The organism is Mycobacterium sp. PO1, from assembly GCF_017312405.1.
Lineage (GTDB): Bacteria > Actinomycetota > Actinomycetes > Mycobacteriales > Mycobacteriaceae > Mycobacterium.
In genome coordinates this window covers 1-15368 of sequence record NZ_BLTG01000075.1, presented here as the reverse complement: position 1 = coordinate 15368, position 15368 = coordinate 1, and the positions used below count along the sequence as shown (strand labels likewise).

15 protein-coding genes are annotated in these 15368 nt (G+C 67.0%); 5 read left to right on the top strand and 10 right to left on the bottom strand.

Annotated features, from left to right (window positions below; translation table 11 throughout):
- Positions 1-5: 5 nt before the first annotated feature.
- The 5 genes from J3476_RS22085 to J3476_RS22065 form a co-directional block, all read right to left on the bottom strand.
- Positions 6-686 carry a response regulator transcription factor gene (locus J3476_RS22085; protein WP_207068491.1) on the bottom strand — a complete coding sequence of 227 codons (681 nt, stop codon included), beginning with the start codon at positions 684-686 and terminating at the stop codon, positions 6-8.
- A gap of 184 nt (positions 687-870) precedes the next feature.
- On the bottom strand, positions 871-1251 hold the full coding sequence (locus J3476_RS22080; protein ID WP_207068490.1) for an STAS domain-containing protein: 381 nt from the start codon (positions 1249-1251) through the stop codon (positions 871-873).
- Positions 1248-1589, bottom strand: coding sequence for an STAS domain-containing protein (locus J3476_RS22075; RefSeq protein WP_207068489.1), 342 nt, complete (start codon positions 1587-1589; stop codon positions 1248-1250). Before J3476_RS22075 ends, J3476_RS22080 begins: the two co-directional genes overlap by 4 nt.
- Before the next feature lie 107 nt (positions 1590-1696).
- Positions 1697-2896, bottom strand: coding sequence for a glycosyltransferase (locus J3476_RS22070; protein WP_207068488.1), 1200 nt, complete (start codon positions 2894-2896; stop codon positions 1697-1699).
- A 41-nt stretch (positions 2897-2937) separates the two neighbouring features.
- On the bottom strand, positions 2938-3723 hold the full coding sequence (locus J3476_RS22065) for a dolichyl-phosphate beta-glucosyltransferase (RefSeq protein ID WP_207068487.1): 786 nt from the start codon (positions 3721-3723) through the stop codon (positions 2938-2940).
- A gap of 174 nt (positions 3724-3897) precedes the next feature.
- On the opposite strand from J3476_RS22065, the gene J3476_RS22060 reads away from it, so the two are divergent.
- From J3476_RS22060 to J3476_RS22050, 3 genes are read left to right on the top strand one after another with little or no spacing between them, the layout of a single operon-like run.
- Positions 3898-5175 (top strand): oligosaccharide flippase family protein, encoded by a 1278-nt coding sequence (locus J3476_RS22060; protein WP_207068486.1) that lies wholly within the window; start codon positions 3898-3900, stop codon positions 5173-5175.
- Between the two features lies 1 nt (position 5176).
- The gene (locus J3476_RS22055; protein WP_207068485.1) at positions 5177-6430 is read left to right on the top strand and encodes a polysaccharide pyruvyl transferase family protein; all 1254 of its coding nucleotides are present in this window, start codon (positions 5177-5179) and stop codon (positions 6428-6430) included.
- Positions 6427-9630: a hypothetical protein gene (locus J3476_RS22050; protein WP_207068484.1), complete on the top strand. Its 3204-nt coding sequence runs from the start codon at positions 6427-6429 to the stop codon at positions 9628-9630. The genes J3476_RS22055 and J3476_RS22050 overlap by 4 nt, the downstream gene beginning before the upstream one ends.
- Before the next feature lie 5 nt (positions 9631-9635).
- Here the strand turns inward: J3476_RS22050 and J3476_RS22045 are convergent, their stop codons facing one another.
- Together J3476_RS22045 and J3476_RS22040 are read right to left on the bottom strand one after the other, a co-directional pair.
- Positions 9636-10016, bottom strand: a complete 381-nt coding sequence (locus J3476_RS22045) for a hypothetical protein (protein WP_207068483.1) — start codon at positions 10014-10016, stop codon at positions 9636-9638.
- Between the two features lie 47 nt (positions 10017-10063).
- Positions 10064-11008: an NADP-dependent oxidoreductase gene (locus J3476_RS22040; RefSeq protein WP_207068482.1), complete on the bottom strand. Its 945-nt coding sequence runs from the start codon at positions 11006-11008 to the stop codon at positions 10064-10066.
- 133 nt (positions 11009-11141) lie between these two features.
- On the opposite strand from J3476_RS22040, the gene J3476_RS22035 reads away from it, so the two are divergent.
- Entirely contained in the window at positions 11142-11639 is a 498-nt protein-coding gene (locus J3476_RS22035) for a MarR family winged helix-turn-helix transcriptional regulator (protein WP_207068481.1), read from the top strand.
- A 62-nt stretch (positions 11640-11701) separates the two neighbouring features.
- On the opposite strand, the gene groL is transcribed toward J3476_RS22035, so the two are convergent.
- The 3 genes from groL to J3476_RS22020 all read right to left on the bottom strand — a co-directional run bounded on the left by groL (position 11702) and on the right by J3476_RS22020 (position 14385).
- Positions 11702-13330, bottom strand: a complete 1629-nt coding sequence (gene groL, locus J3476_RS22030) for a chaperonin GroEL (RefSeq protein WP_207068480.1) — start codon at positions 13328-13330, stop codon at positions 11702-11704.
- A gap of 89 nt (positions 13331-13419) precedes the next feature.
- Positions 13420-13722 (bottom strand): co-chaperone GroES, encoded by a 303-nt coding sequence (groES, locus tag J3476_RS22025; protein ID WP_152515832.1) that lies wholly within the window; start codon positions 13720-13722, stop codon positions 13420-13422.
- A gap of 360 nt (positions 13723-14082) precedes the next feature.
- On the bottom strand, positions 14083-14385 hold the full coding sequence (locus tag J3476_RS22020) for a hypothetical protein (RefSeq protein ID WP_207068479.1): 303 nt from the start codon (positions 14383-14385) through the stop codon (positions 14083-14085).
- Between the two features lie 330 nt (positions 14386-14715).
- Between J3476_RS22020 and J3476_RS22015 the strand changes: the two genes are divergently transcribed.
- On the top strand, positions 14716-15368 hold a 653-nt coding region (locus tag J3476_RS22015), incomplete at its 3' end, for a DUF222 domain-containing protein (RefSeq protein WP_207068478.1).

Sequence of the window (15368 nt, the reverse complement as noted above, 5' to 3'; positions counted from 1 at the left end):
GAAAGTCAGCTGCCGGCGAGACGGAAGCCGACACCCCGCACGGTTTCGATGCGGCTCTTGTCGCCGGCACTGTCGATTTTCTTGCGGAGGTTGCCGATGTGCACGTCGACGACGTGGTCGTCGCCGAACCAGTCCGGACCCCAGATGCCGTCGCGCAACATCTCCCGGGTGTGCACGACTTTCGGGCGGGAGGTGATCGCGTCGAGCAGGTCGAACTCCTTCTTCGTCAGCACCACCTCCCGGCCGGAGACCGACACCCGGCGCGCTGCCGGATCGATGCGCAGGTCACCGAACACCCGCTCCTGCGGTTCGGAGGGCGATTCGATTGTCGTGGCTCGGGACCGCCTGCCCACTGCGCTGATCCGGGCAGACACCTCCCGTGGGTAGAACGGCTTGGTGACGTAGTCGTCTGCGCCGATCGACAACCCGACGACCCGGTCCACTTCGTGGTCTTTCGAGGTGAGCATGATGACGTGGGCGTCCGAGGATCCTCGCAGACGTCTGCACACCTCGAGACCGTCGATCTCGGGCAGCACCACGTCGAGCAGGATGATCTCGGGTCGGAAGCTGCCGACGAGGTCGAGACCGTCGCGGCCGTTGTCGGCGACAGCGACCTCGTGGCCGTCCTGGATGAGCACCGGCCGCAGCAACTCGACCACCTCGGGGGAGTCATCGACGATCAACACGCGCACTCCCCCAGTGTGCCTTCATCACCGGCGGCCGCGGGCCGAAACCTCGCGTTGGGGGGTCGTTCGCTCAGCCGGTGCGGCAAAGGATCCTTGCACCCCCACGCGGACCGGCGCAGGCGCCGGTTGTTGCGGAATGCGCACAGTATGTCCGGGTCCATGGGAAGTCACTCCTTGTCGGGTGTCACGACCGCTGCAATGACGCAGCGCGGCGGCTCGCGATCGTCACGCCGCGACCGGCTGCTGTTCGGTTTCGACCGGCTGGTGTCGGGTTCCACACCCCGCCAGGGCGGAGGAACCGTGCGAGATCGGCCTGCTCGATGATGCGCGCGGCCCGGGATCCTTGCTCTGGCAACAACACCCGGACCGCGATGCCGGTCCGCGCGCCTTGGGTGACCAGATGGGTGACCGCCGCCAGGCCCGCTCCCGAGAGCTCACGCACACCGGTGAGGTCGACGATGACGCCGGTGGCTCCGTTGCCGACAGCCGTCGTGAAGCTCGTCCGGAGCCGCATTGCCTCGACCGGATCGCACTCGGTCCGGGGCCGAAGGATGGTGACGCTCATGCCGCATCCCTGCGCGGGTTGAGCGCGTCGTACCGTCCGGTCAGCTCGAGGATGACGCGGGCGGCCACGCTGAGATCGGACAGTGCGAGGTCTCCGCCGTGGTCGATGCACCGCAACCGGGCCTGGATCAGCGCGTCCATCGCCGCCCGGTCCAGGTAGCGCACCGCGGACCCGTCGATCACCACCAGCGTCCCTGGCATCGACACCCGGTTGACCGCCGCGTCGAAGCGCGTGACCTCGTGGACGTCGAAGCGTCGCGGCAGGACGATCGCCTCCGCGGTGGTGTGCGCTGATGTCACGGGGATGTCGGCGGCCATCGCCGTCGTCGTTGCGATCATGGTTCACCTCGTGTGAGTTGTCGGGTTGGTTCAGGGCCGCGGTCCGGCCACTTCTGACGTTAGGGAGCCATCTGCAAGGCGGAGGGGGCGCAATTGTCAGGATCGGGTCAAGATTCGGCGCCGGTGAGGTGCGGCAGCACACGGATCTCCTGGAGATGGGCCAGGTGCCAGTCGGCCACGTCGGCGAGCGGAATGCCGCATGCCGCAGCCCGGTTGGCCTCCCCCATGGCGTTCCTGCGGTCGGCGTCGACGAGCAGCGCGCGCACGGCCCCGGCAAGAGAGTGCGCATCACCGGGATCGAAGGTGAGCGCTTCGAAGCCCTCTTCACGCACACATTCGGCCAGGTCGCCGATGTCGGGCAGGACCACCGGACAGCCGTAGGAGCCGGCCTGGTGCAGGACGCCCGAAGATCCCGTCGTACTCGTGTAGGGGAAGACCGCGATCGTCGCCGAGCCGAACACGCTCGGGACGTCCTCCTCGGGGACGTAGCCGGTGAAGTGCACGCCCGGCAGATCACGGTAGGTGCGCTTGATCGCGTCGAGGTAGCCCACCGCGTTGTGGCTGTCGGTGCCGGCGATGACGACCTCGACGTCCACCCCTTGCGAACGCAGCAGCGCGTGCGCGTCGAGAAGAACCTCGACCTTCTTGTAGGTCCCCCACTTGCCGAATGCCAGCAGTGACGGCGTCGCCAGGAGGTCACGTTCGACGGCGTCCGGCTCCTCGAAGCTCCCGTGTGGTGCCAGGTACACGTGCCGTGCGCCGTACTTCGTCCGCAAGACGTCCACGTATTGGGGCATGGTCACGCAGACCTTGTCGGCGGCGAGCACCATTCTGGTGACCAGGCTGCCCGCCAGTGACAGAATCCTGGTCAGCAGCGGACTCGACGAGTATCCGGCCTTTTCGAGGTCGACGGTGTCGACCAGGTTGTGCAGCAACACGATGCTCGGAATCCCGAGCGCGCGAAGGAGCACCGGCAGGAACAGTCCCAGTGCCGCCGCGACCTTGGTGGCGCCGAAGCTGGTGAAGTGGGCGTTGACGAGAACGACGTCGACGTCAGCCGCCCGGACCGCACGCGCGATGCGCACCGGGTTTCGTAGCGAGCCGTACCGCCAGGCCGGCACCGCCCGCGCCCCGTCGGGCACATCGCCGACACCGTCGGCCACGTCGTCGTGGAACAGGACCAGCTCGTCGACTTCCGGCTTGGCAGCCAGGTGACGGGCCAGGTGGTATCCGTATTCGTTGAGGGTGGTCTGACTCGGCGGATACGCGGTGACCAGGCCGACCCGCAGGCGTTCGGTGACTGTCATGTTCTTCCTCGTCTCGGGCAGTGAAGGGTGGACGGGTCGCATCACGCGGCGGCGGCGACCGCGCTGGAGGTGTACTGGCCGCGCAGATCGCGGTAGCGCAGCGCGGCAACGTCGCGGAGGAAGCGCAGCGATTCCCGGCCGGGATTGACTTTGGAGCCCGGGGCCTCGATCCACTGCACGGGGATTTCTTCGATGTCCAGACCCCAGCGTTGGGCCAACCAGAGGACCTCCAGGTCGAATGAGAAGCCGTCGACGCGCGACGCGGCAAACAGCATCCGGGCCGACTCGCGGGTGAAGAGCTTGAAGCCGCACTGCGTGTCCTTGACGCGCACCCCGGTGGCTGCGCGCACGCCACCGCGCAACGCCGCGCTGATGAAGCTGCGCAGGCGTCCGCGACCGCACTCCTGGGCTCCCTCGGCTGCCCGGGAGGCGATCGCGACACCGACTCCGCGTCGGACGGCGGTCAGCAGGCGGTCGAATTCCTCGATCGGCGTGGACATGTCGGCGTCACTGAACAGAACGAACCGGCCTCGTGCCGCCATCACACCGTCTCGGACAGCTGCACCCTTGCCGCGGTTGACCCCCGGTTCGAGCACCGTGACGTTGGCCAATCGCAGCGACCTGACGAGGTCGGCGGTGCCGTCGGTGCTGCCGTCGTCGGAGACGACCAACTCCCAGGACAACCCCGATGCACACAGATGCGCCGAGATGGCTCCGATGGTCGGGACGATCCGGTCGCATTCGTTGTAGGCCGGGATCACCACCGTCACATCCGGCGTGCCGGCGAGTCGGGTGTCGCGCCAGTGGGCGTAATCGGGGTAGGTCATGGGGGGTCCTTTCGCTCTGCGATCGAACGTAAGGACGGCGCCTCAAGAAGACGTGCTACGAAATCTCAAGGGATAGACAAGTTTCCAGCTATCCCACCGACGCTCGACAATCTTGACGATTTCTTGAGACTTCACCGCGTACCCGCTTGAGAACCACCGCCGACGATGACACGTGTGCTCACCACCGAACCGCCCAACGCGGTGAAACCGACGCCGCCGAGCGCGGCCCGCAGGCATCTCGACGGCGCAGCGATCCTGACCGTCACGATGCTCGGGGTCAGCGCCGCCAACTACGCACTCAATTTGGTGCTCGCCCGGTTCCTGTCGCCGGCGGAGTTCGGTGACGCGAACCTCGCGGTCAACGTGGTCTTGATCGCGGCCGCGGCCGCGGCGACGCTGCAGCTGCTGTCGGCCCGCAGCGGGGCGATCGACGATCCGGTGGCCATTGCGGTGCGCCGCAGGCTGACACGCTGGGCCTGGGGACTCGGCGGCGCTGCGGCGGCCGCGCTGGTGCTGGGCTCGTCGGTGCTCGCGCACACCTTCAGCGCCTCGACACCGCTGCTGTTCGTCGTGATCGGGATCGGTCTCCCGGTCTACCTGGCGCAGGCGGTGATGCGCGGGGCGCTGCAGGGCGATCTGCGGCTGGGCCGGCTGGCCATCAGCTACGCCGTGGAGGCGGTGACCCGAGTCGGGATCGCGCTGGTCATGCTCGCCCTCGGGTTCGGGGTGATCGGGGCGGCAGTGGCGATCTCGGTGTCGTTCGTGGCCTCTGCGCTCGTCGTCCGCCACCGTGTGGCGACCGCGACCCACGGCGAACGGGACACCACATCCGCCGCGCCCCCTGCAACCGCCGCCGTCTCGGTGGCAGCGACCGTCCTGCTCGTCGGACAGGTCGTCATCGCCAACGGGGACGTCGTGCTGGCCAAGGCCCTGATGTCACCAGAGGCCGCCGGCGGCTACGCCGCGGCCGCCGTCATCGGAAGGGGACTGTTCTTCCTCTCGTGGGCCGTGGTGCACAGCACGTTTCCCGTCATCGCCCGCGCCGAGAACACCGCGGAGCGGCGGGCGGCCTCGTCCCGAGCTCTCGCCATGGTGGTATCCACCTGCACGATAGGCATTCTCGGACTCGCGCTGGTCGGCGAGACGCTCGCACCGCTCCTGCTCGGAGAGGCTTACACCGACACGGTCGACATCCTCGTTCCGTACGCCATCGCGACCACCCTGTTCGCTGTGGCCAATCTGATCGCCAGCCTCGACCTGGCCGCCGGCCGCTGGCGGGCACCGGTTGCCCTTCTGCTGGGCGCTGCGCTGCAGACACTTCTGCTGATCACCTTCGGCACCACACCGATGGCGATGGCGCTCTCCCAGGTCGCTGCGATGGCCGTCACCGGTTTGCTCGTGGGCGGCGCACACCTCTGCGACAATCGATCCGACGAGCACGGAGGCCGATGACATGACCGCCACCACGCACAGCGCCCGCGGGGCGACCGTGTCCCCCCGCCTGTCGTCCGTGTCGCCGCAACCCCACGGCCGCCGGGTCCTGTTCCTCGGCACCCACGGTCAGGCCAACGTCGGCGACGAGCTTCTGCTCGACACGTTCCTCACCGAGCTGGGGCCCGACAACGCCTACGCGGTCAACTCGTACGCGCCCGCCGCGACCACCGCCCAGCTTGCCCAGCGGTTCGACGTCACGGTCTTCGACACCGCCTCGGACCGGCGAGGACTGCTCACGCACCTGTGGCGCTGCGACGTCGTCATCTTCGGCGGCGGGAACATTCTCAAGGAGTTGTACCGCTCGGTCGGCAGATGGCGGTACGCCACGCTGACCATGGTGCTCGCCGTGGTGCTGCTGGCCAGACTGGCCCGCAAGCCCGTCATGATGGCCAACGTCGGCATCGGTCCCGTGGCGTCCGCGCCGGGCAGGTTGTTGGTCAAGGCCATCCTGCGTCTCGTCTGGCTCATTTCCGTGCGGGACGAGGGGTCATACCGATTCGCGCTGTCCGTCGGCTGCCCGCGGCGCAAGGTGCGGCTGGTGCCCGACGCGGTGTGGGCGCGCGACGCCGTCTCACTCGGCCAACAGGCCGATCGTCCCGGGCCCGGCCCCGACCGTCCGCTCCGGATCGCCGTCAATCTGAACAAAGACGTCGACGCCGCCGACGAATGGGACGAGTTCCTCGATCGACTCGTCGCCGCGCTAGATGAGGTGGCCCACGCGCGTCGTGTCGAGTTCCACGCGCTGCCGATGCAGTGCGGTTTCAAGGCCGGCACCGATCTCGAGGTGCTCGAGCGGGTCCTCGAGCGGGTCAGTGGCCGCGCGGAAGCCCGCGTGTACGTCCACGCCCCCGCCGACCATCACGAGGTGGCCTCCCTCATCGCCGACTGCGACGTCGTCGTCAGCGAGCGACTGCACGCCATCGTTCTCGCAGTGGTCGTGGGCCGTCCGGTCGTCGCGCTGCCCTACGACGTGAAGGTGCGCGAGCTCGTCGCCCAGCTGGGCATCGAAAGCCGGTCCTTCGACGTCTCCGCCGATCTGGACTCCGCCGCTCTCGCGGAGTCGATCCTGCGCGCGGCCGATTCGGGAGGCGCTGAACGCGACCGAATCGCCGCCATGGCAGCTGTCAAGCGGCGCGACGCCGCGTCGGCATTCGCATCGCTGCGTGCCTGGGTCGCGGCCCCGTCGCGAACATGGGAGTTGCCCGCCGCGTGACGATCGCCGCCGAGCAGACCGACGACACCCGTCCCCGCGGGTCGCGGCCTGCGCATGACGGCGCCGCCGGTACCGGTCGACACCGATCCCGTTTCACCGCGGACAATTGCGCGCACCACCGCATCGCGGCGGTGGTCTGCGCAGTGTATTTCGTCGCGAGCTTCGTGGTCTTCCGCGACGTGGCGCTGGCGATACCCGACATCCTGTCCGGGAAGCGGGTCCTGGTCGGCGACGAACTGGTCCCGTTCTTCAACCCCGACAGCCAGCTTTTCGAACAGGCGGCGGGTGAATTCAACGAACTGACCAACGGATACGAGTTCAGGGTCCGATATTCGTTTCTGACCACCTGGTTGCGGCACTACATGGTGCTCCCGTTCGCGGTGTTGCTCGTGCTGCCCGCCATCGTCAGCGCCGCCTACCTCACCACCTCGTGGTTCATGCGCCGGAGCTTTCCCGCTCTGCCCGCCACGAATGTCTACCTCGCGACCGCCGCGCCGACGGCCCTGATCTACATGATCATGATCTATGCGAAGGTGACCCACTTCTACACGCTGGTCCTGGGCATGTGCCTGATGACGATCAGCGCCTACATGATGATGGACGCGTTGCTGTTCCGGGCGAAACGGTGGGGTCGACGGATGATCGCCGCGTGCCTGGTGACGCTGTTGAATCCCGCGGTGCATTACCTGGTGCTGTTCGCCCTGTTCCTCGGACTGGCGGTGATGACACTCGTCATCGGCGAGACGGCCAAGGCCGTGCGCTCCGGTGGGCTCAGCCGATTCTGGGCGGCGGTCCGGGTTCCGGTTCGAACCCGACGAGCCCAACTGCGCAACTTCCGGCGATCCGCGGGACGCATGGCGAAGCTGCGGGCAGCACTCGCGCGGGTGAATGCCACGACGACGATGAAATGCGTTTGGGCGCTTGCGTCCTTGGGAGTCTTCGCGCTGGTGCCCTATGCGTTGTTCGTGAAATTCGTTGCACTGCGTGGTGTACCGGACCTCTCCGAAACCGTGCCCGGCGACTACTACTTCATCCGCGACGCGTCGGTGTCGCTGGTGCACATCCTGTCCTGGGATCTCGCCGGGATCATGGACAAGGTCAACTTCGGCGACTACCTCGCCAAGGTTCCCCGTGTCTCCAACATCGTCTACACGATCCTGATCCTGGTGCCGGTGATGGTGCCGGCGGTGCGACGCACCCTGTTGACCGGACGACCGCAACGCCAGCTCTTCGGGGTCATCTACGTCAACGTGGCCTTCGCGATCTGGGCCACCGTCGGATACGGCGACCCGACCTGGTTCCCGACCTTCCACCGCTCCGTCGCCGCGCTCACCCGGTCGGTCGCCGAGATCAACGCGACCGCAGGCGACGCCACACTCGGAATCGCCTCGACGGTCGTTCAGGTGCTGCGGTTTCCGCATCGATTCCAGCTGATCCTGTTCATGCTGGGCCCGCTGCTGCTGGGCTTGGCCGTGGCGTGGGCGTTGGGAGTGCTCGGCCGGCGGATGTCCGCGCGTGCCGGACCGCGGGTGCGGGGCACCGCCGCGATCCCGGTCGCGCTGACGATCGCACTGGGCGTCGGACTCTTCACACCGCTGTTGTCCAACGAGAGCTACCGGTCGGCCTACACCACCGGTGACTTCGACGACTTCTTCTCAGCCTATCCGTTGGAAGATCTGCGGGCCCTGAAGGAACAGCTGGTCGAACTGCCCAAGGGCAAGACCGTCGTCCTTCCACCCACGGAGACCGCCAAGCTCGTCGTCGGCCCAGATGGAGTGCCGCACAAATTCATCGACAAGTTCTACATCTACTACCTGGACCAGCCGAGCTTCTACTACGGCTTGACGGGGGACAAGAAGAACAAATTCGAGTTCTTCCTGCTGCTGCGCGCGCTGTACTACAAGCAGGACTGGTGGGTCGACATCGCACGCGACATGGGCCTGGAGTACCTGGTGCTGAACAAGCAGATCGAGAACAACCGCGGCGTCGGTGCCGAGTATCTGCCGGACATCGAAACCTATCTGCGAGAAGGCATCGAATCGGTTCCGAACCACGTGCAGCAGCTCTACGAGAACGACAGCTTCGTGCTGTACCGACTTGACGACCCGGCCCCGCCGGACAGACCGGTCCTATTGTTCGACACCTCGTGGAATGGCTTCCTCAACACAGTCTTCGACCGGCTGGACCTCAGCCGGTGTTACGACTTCGCCTACATCTCGGACTTCGAGGGCACCGAGGACGGGAAGCCCGTCAACCTCATCGCCGCCGATCCGCGGGAGGCTGCCCTGGACATCTGGTCGGTAGACCACCCACCGAGCTTCTTCCCGCCCACCCCGACCGGCAACGCCTTCAACTCCGACGTCATCACCTCGGCCTACTATCTGTCACCGATGTTCCGGTTGTTCCTGATGTTCTCGTTCACCAAGTTCAATCGCACCGAGATGGTCACCCCCGGCATCTTCGGCACCCTCGCGGGGTCGTTCACCGGACTGCCACGGGCCACGGAAGTGAAAGTGCCGGTTCGCGTTCCGGAGACAGGTCGATACCGGGTCTTGATGCGCGCCGCCGCGACCGCCAATGATCTCGACGTGAGATCGAAGTCCCTCGGTCTCGACAACCAGCTGGAGCTGCGTTCTCCGCCCGATTCGCTCCAGTTCTTCGGCAAGCAGGTCGTCTACGACCCCAACCGCACCGCCACGCCGGTTTCGGGACTCTCGGCAGATCAACTGGCACAACTGATTCCCAATGAGCTCATTCCGGTGAACCTTCGTTACGCGTACTTCGATCTCGGTGTGGTGACCGCGGAGGGCGGCGCGCACTCCGTGGTGATCGACAAACTCGACGACAACCCGATGCTGCTCGAGGGACTGCTGATGATCCCGGAGCAGGAATACCAGCAGGTTGCCCTGCCGCCGTCGGTGAATGTGGTTCAGAACGTGAACGACCTCGACTGCGCGCAGCGCTCGGATGTCCGCTCCGGAATCCTGGAGTCGTCGGACGCCGTCGGTGGTGAGGTGAACGAAGGCCCCACCCTCGAACAGCTTCTCGAACTGCTCGGCGGCATGGACGACCTCAAGACGGCCGATCCGGGCGGTATCGGCGGGCGGTGGTTGCACCTCGCGGCGACGGTCCTGCTCGTCCTCGCCGCCCTTGCGTTCATCCGCCGTCACATCCGGCGCGACCCGGATGACGAGCGGTGACCGGCTCAGCTCACCCGGGTCCAGGGCTGGCAGTTGCGCGACTCGAATGCCATGACGGTGGAGTTGATGTTGGCGAACATCGGGCCCATGGAGATGTTGGTCGACACCACGTTGTCCTTGTTCGCATCGGGGGTGCTGTAGGTGAACCACAGGCACATCGAGTCCTGTGTCGGGACATCGTTGATCCACACCCCGAACACCGACGCCGTCCCTGCGGTGCGGTAGAGGCCGGGCGAGATGTCGGGCCCGACGAGAAAGAAACCGTTGCCCGGGATGGGGTCCATCGGTTGGGCGGCTGCCGGTGGCGCCGCCGTCGTGATCGCGGTCAGCGCGGCGGCCGGGGCGAGAAGCCCGGCCGCCGCGCGACGCCGACGCGTATCGGACATGAATCCTCCAGTGACCCGAGTCCACGAGCAGCGTATCCCGTTTCGCGTCAGTCCGTGGCGGGCGTGACGATCGTCTTCCCGGGAAGCCGTCCCGCGTCGGCGTCGGCGTGCACGGCCGCGATCGCGCTCAAGGGGCGGCGGTCGGCGACGTCGATCACGAGTTGTCCCGTCTCGACGCGCTGAACCAGATCGCGCAACTGGGCCGCATCGCTGCGCACGAAGACTCGTTGCGCCCGCACACCGCGCGGGGGTGCGTCAGGTCCAGACGTCATGGTTCCCGCGAAGACCCCTCCGTCGGTGATGATGTCGATGAGCGCCGCCGTCTGCTCCGGATCGGTGCTGACGAGGTTGAGCACCACGTCGAACGGCTGTCCGTCGACGGCCAATGGCGTCGTCCGATAGTCGAGATAGTCGACGACCCGGTCGGCGCCTCGGTCACGCAGGCGTTGGGCGTCAGTGGGTTTCGCGGTCGCGGTCACCACGGCGCCGGCCGCCTTCGCCAACTGAACGGCATAGCCTCCGACCGCGCCCCCGGCCCCGTTGATGAAGACCGCCTGTCCGTCGTGCAGGTGCGCCACCTCGAACAACGCCTGCCACGCGGTCAAACCCACGGTCGGCAACGCCGCAGCGTCGGCCAGCACGCCTGTCGTCGGAGCAGGCGCCAGCACATCGGCTGGAGCGATGACGTACTCCGCGGCCGCTCCCGGGGCGGTCATCGGAAGCAGTCCCACGACGGCGTCTCCGACCTTCCACTCGGTCGCGTCGTCGCCGACCTCGGCGACCGTGCCCGCGACGTCGATACCCGGCACGTGCGGAAAGTTGATGGGGAACGCCTCGGTCAGGTACCCGCCGCGGATACCCGAGTCGACCGGGTTGAACGAGGTCCCGGCCACTTTCACCAGTACTTCCCCCGCACCCGGGGCCGGGCGGGCGATGTCTGCGTACTCCACGACGTCCGCGTCGCCGTAGCGGCGGTACAGAGCTGCCTTCATGATCTCTCCTCCGTTATTTGCTTCGATGTCGAAGCGGTTACCTCAGGAGTAACCCGCTTCGATGTCGAAGCATTTCCGGACGAGAAGTGATAGGCGTCTCACTACTTCGATATCGAAGCATTATGCTCGAGCCGTGGTGGATCCCCTGGAACCGGCCCAGATGCGCACCTACTTCGCATTGACCGAGGCGGTGAGCCTGCTGCAGCACGCAGTGCAGCAACAGCTGCAGGCCGAAGGTGGGCTCAGCTATGTCCAGTTCGAGATCCTCGCCAAGCTCGTCGACGCCGGGCGTGCATTGAGCATGACTGAACTCGCCGACGGCGTCGTGTACAGCCGCAGCGGGCTGACCCATCAGGCTGCGCTGCTGCAGAGATCGGGGCTCATCAGTCGCCACAGCGATCCGCAGGACCAGCGCGCCACCCTGGTCGAGATCACCACGGAGGGGCGGGACCGGGTCGCCCGGGTGCTTCCCGGTCACATCCAGGTGGTCCGCCGGCTGCTGTTCGACCCGCTGTCCGACCAGGACGTGTCCACGCTCGGCGACATCATGAGCCGGGCCCTGCAGCAGATGCGCGCGCTGCCACCCCGTTCCGCCGCTCCACGGCGGCGCGAAAGTTCCGGACAGCGATGACAGACCCGACACACGAAAGCGCCCCCGACCCTGTCGGATCGGGGGCGCTTCTCGTTGTGCACTCAGTGGTGGTGGTGATGGCCGTGGCCGTGGCCGTGGCCGTCGTCCTCCGCCTCTTCGGGCTTCTCGACGACCGCGGTCTCGGTGGTCAGCACCATGCGCGCCACCGACGCCGCGTTCAGCACCGCCGAGCGGGTGACCTTCACCGGGTCCACCACACCGTCGGCGGCCAGGTCGCCGTAGGTCAGCGTGGCGGCGTTGAAGCCATGTCCCGCAGGCAGGTCAGCGACCTTGTTGACGACGACCGAACCGTCCAGGCCGGCGTTGGTGGCGATCCAGTACAGCGGGGACGCCAGCGCGCCGGCGAACAGCTCGACACCCAGCGCCTCGTCACCGCTCAGCGATTTGCGCAGGTCGTCGAGGCTGGCCCGGGCCTGCACCAGGGCCGCACCGCCGCCGACGACGATGCCCTCTTCCACGGCGGCCTTGGCCGCGGCGACGGCGTCCTCGACCGCCTCCTTGCGCTTCTTGAGGTCGGTCTCGGTCGCAGCACCGACGCGGATGACGGCGACGCCGCCGGCCAGTTTGGCCAACCGCTCTTCGAGCTTCTCGCGGTCCCAGTCGGAGTCGCTGTTCTCGATCTCCGCGCGCAGCTGCGCCTTTCGGCCGTCGATGGCTTCCTGCGTGCCGCCACCGTCGACGATGACGGTGCTGTCCTTGTCGACGACGACGCGGCGGGCGGTGCCCAGCACCTCCAGGCCCACCTCGCGCAGGATCAGGCCGACGTCAGGGTTGACCACCTGTCCGCCGGTGACGACGGCGAGGTCGTCCAGGAACGCCTTGCGGCGGTCGCCGAAGAACGGTGCCTTGACCGCGACGGCCTTGAGCGTCTTGCGGATCGAGTTGACCACCAGAGTCGAGAGCGCTTCGCCGTCAACATCTTCGGCCACGATCAGCAGCGGCTTACCGGCCTCGGCGACCTTCTCCAGCAGCGGGAGCAGATCGGGCAGCGAGCTGATCTTCTCGCGGTGCAGCAGCACCAGCGCGTCCTCCAGGACGGCTTCCTGTGAGTCGAAATCGGTGACGAAGTAGGCCGACAGGAATCCCTTGTCGAAGCCCACGCCCTCGGTGATCTCCAGCTCGGTGCTCAGCGACGAGGACTCCTCGACCGTCACGACACCGTCGGTGCCGACCTTGGTCATCGCCTCGCCCACCAACTCGCCGACCTGCTGGTCGCGCGAGGACACGGCGGCGACCTGGCCGATGGCCTTGCTGTCGTTGACCGGGGTGGCCGCTGCCAGCAACGCCTCCGACACGGCATCGGCGGCCTTGTTGATGCCCGACCCCAACGCGATCGGGTTGGCGCCCGCGGCAACGTTGCGCAGCCCGGCCTTGACCATGGCCTGTGCGAGCACGGTCGCGGTGGTGGTGCCGTCACCGGCAACGTCGTTGGTCTTGGTGGCGACCGACTTGACCAGCTGCGCGCCGAGATTCTCGAACGGGTCCTCGAGATCGATGTCGCGGGCGATGGTCACACCGTCGTTGGTGACGGTCGGTCCACCGAAAGCCTTGGCCAGCACCACGTGCCGACCACGCGGGCCGAGCGTCACCTTGACGGCGTCGGCCAGCTTGTCGACACCGGCCTCCATCGCGCGGCGCGCGGTTTCGTTGAATTCAATCTGTTTGCTCATAGATGTCTTTCCCTAGTCGAGGGGTAAAACGCGTGCCGCCCCGGACATCACCCGCGCGTGCGGGAACGTCCGGGGCGGAACACGATCGCTTACTTGTTGACGACAGCCAGAATGTCGCGGGCCGAGAGGATCAGGTACTCCTCGTTGTTGTACTTGATCTCGGTGCCGCCGTACTTGCTGTAGATCACCACGTCGCCCTCCGACACGTCCAGAGGGATCCGCTTCTCGCCATCCTCATCCCAGCGGCCGGGGCCAACTGCGACGACGGTGCCTTCTTGCGGCTTCTCCTTGGCGGTGTCGGGGATGACCAGACCGGAAGCGGTCGTGGTCTCGGCCTCATTGGCCTGTACGAGGATCTTGTCCTCGAGTGGCTTGATGTTCACGCTCGCCACGATGGAGCCCCTTCACTGTTACTGATGTAGGTGTGTGTACGTGGCGGTCGGTGGTCCTCCTCGCGCCGTCGTCGCGGGTGTCGACACGTGGCGGTCCGACTGCCACCTAGCACTCTATACACGCGAGTGCTAGCACTCAAGGCTTGGGTCTGTACATCTCGATTCCAGGGGCAACAGACGCACGAGGGGCGCCCGGTTGGGCGCCCCTCGTCGTCGACAATCCGCTCAGCGGACCCCTGCCCGACCGTCCGCTAAGCGGACGTCTGCCTGACCGTCCGCTCAGCGAACCCCTGCCTGACCGTCCGCTCAGCGGACCCCTGCCTGACCGTCCGCTCAGCGGACCCCTGCCTGACCGTCCGCTCAGCGGACGTCGACGTAGTAGACCTGGCCGGTCACGACACCCTGGCGGTTGTCGTCGTTGTAGCCCGCGTTGGGCACGGTGCCGCGCAGCGCCGGTCCGGGCCGTACCGCGACAACCTCCGCCTGTGACAACGGCGCACTCGACAGCCGGTTGACGATGACGCGATTGCCGTCGGCTTCCAGTTGACTGATGGTCGCCTGGGCGTCCGAGCCACTGGGTGCAGCGGCGGCCGGAGCGGCCAGACCGAGGATGGCGGCGGACAGGCCGGCGGCGGCGACGGTAGCAAAAGTGATCTTGTTCATGTCGACTTCCCCTTTTCTGATCTTGAGGTCTGCCCGGTGTAACCCGCAGGTCAGGCGGTTGATTTCCGTTGGCAGAAATTGAGCGGCGGGTGGCAGAAAGCGGTTATCCGCAGTCGCGAGTCGAGCCCTGCTTGGCGTTGTTCCGAGTCGCGAGTCGAGCCCTGCTTGGCGTTATCCCGATCCACGGACCCCGCTCCGCCTTGGGGTTGTTCCGAGTCGCGAGTCGAGCCCTGCTTGGGGTTATCCCCAATCGCGTTTTTATCCCCAGCGTGGACGGCGGACGGTCGATCCGCGGGTGTGCGGTCGCTCTGCGTCGATAAAATCGCACACATGTTCGATGGTTCGCTTCCTGGTCCGGCCGCTCTGGCCGACATCTCGGATGGCGAGTTGATCGAAGCGATCACCGGCTGGGCGAGCACCGCGGCCGCAGCCCAGGCCCGACTGTTGGCCGCGGTCGCCGAACGGCGCCGCCGCGCCGAGACCACCGCCGACACTGATCCGGCGCGCACCCGGTGGGCCTGTGACCCCGTTGATGAGGCCGCCGCCCAGATCGGGTGCGCACTGACCGTCTCCCACGGCCGCGCCCTGGCGCTGATGGACACCGCGGTCACCCTGCGTGACCACCTGCCCCGCCTCAACGCCCGCTTCCTGGCCGGCCACGTCAGCGAGCGCGTGGTCGCGCGCATCGTGTGGCTGTGCGCCCTGGTCGTCGACGAACAGGTATGGGCCCAACTCGACGAACAGTTCGCCACCGCGGCCAGCACCTGGGGGACGCTGTCCGGCGACAAACTCGACACCGCGATCACCGTGTGGATCCACACCCTCGACCCCGACGCCGTCCGGCGCGCGGCCACCGCCCACCGCAGCCGCGATGTCCGCATCGGCGGCCGCGATCAAGCCGCGGGCACCACCAGCGTGTGGGGCCGCATCAACTCCCTCGACGCCGCGATCGCCGCGGCCCGGCTCAAAGCCATGGTCAACAG

Excerpts from the sequence above, each read along its gene's own strand:
- J3476_RS22070 (WP_207068488.1), bottom strand. The coding sequence starts at position 2,896 with ATGACAGTCACCGAACGCCTGCGGGTCGGCCTGGTCACCGCGTATCCG.
- J3476_RS22040 (WP_207068482.1), bottom strand. The coding sequence starts at position 11,008 with ATGAAGGCAGCTCTGTACCGCCGCTACGGCGACGCGGACGTCGTGGAG.
- J3476_RS22075 (WP_207068489.1), bottom strand. The coding sequence starts at position 1,589 with ATGATCGCAACGACGACGGCGATGGCCGCCGACATCCCCGTGACATCA.
- J3476_RS22045 (WP_207068483.1), bottom strand. The coding sequence starts at position 10,016 with ATGTCCGATACGCGTCGGCGTCGCGCGGCGGCCGGGCTTCTCGCCCCG.
- J3476_RS22055 (WP_207068485.1), top strand. The coding sequence starts at position 5,177 with ATGACCGCCACCACGCACAGCGCCCGCGGGGCGACCGTGTCCCCCCGC.
- groL (WP_207068480.1), bottom strand. The coding sequence starts at position 13,330 with ATGAGCAAACAGATTGAATTCAACGAAACCGCGCGCCGCGCGATGGAG.
- J3476_RS22065 (WP_207068487.1), bottom strand. The coding sequence starts at position 3,723 with ATGACCTACCCCGATTACGCCCACTGGCGCGACACCCGACTCGCCGGC.
- J3476_RS22020 (WP_207068479.1), bottom strand. The coding sequence starts at position 14,385 with ATGAACAAGATCACTTTTGCTACCGTCGCCGCCGCCGGCCTGTCCGCC.
- J3476_RS22080 (WP_207068490.1), bottom strand. The coding sequence starts at position 1,251 with ATGAGCGTCACCATCCTTCGGCCCCGGACCGAGTGCGATCCGGTCGAG.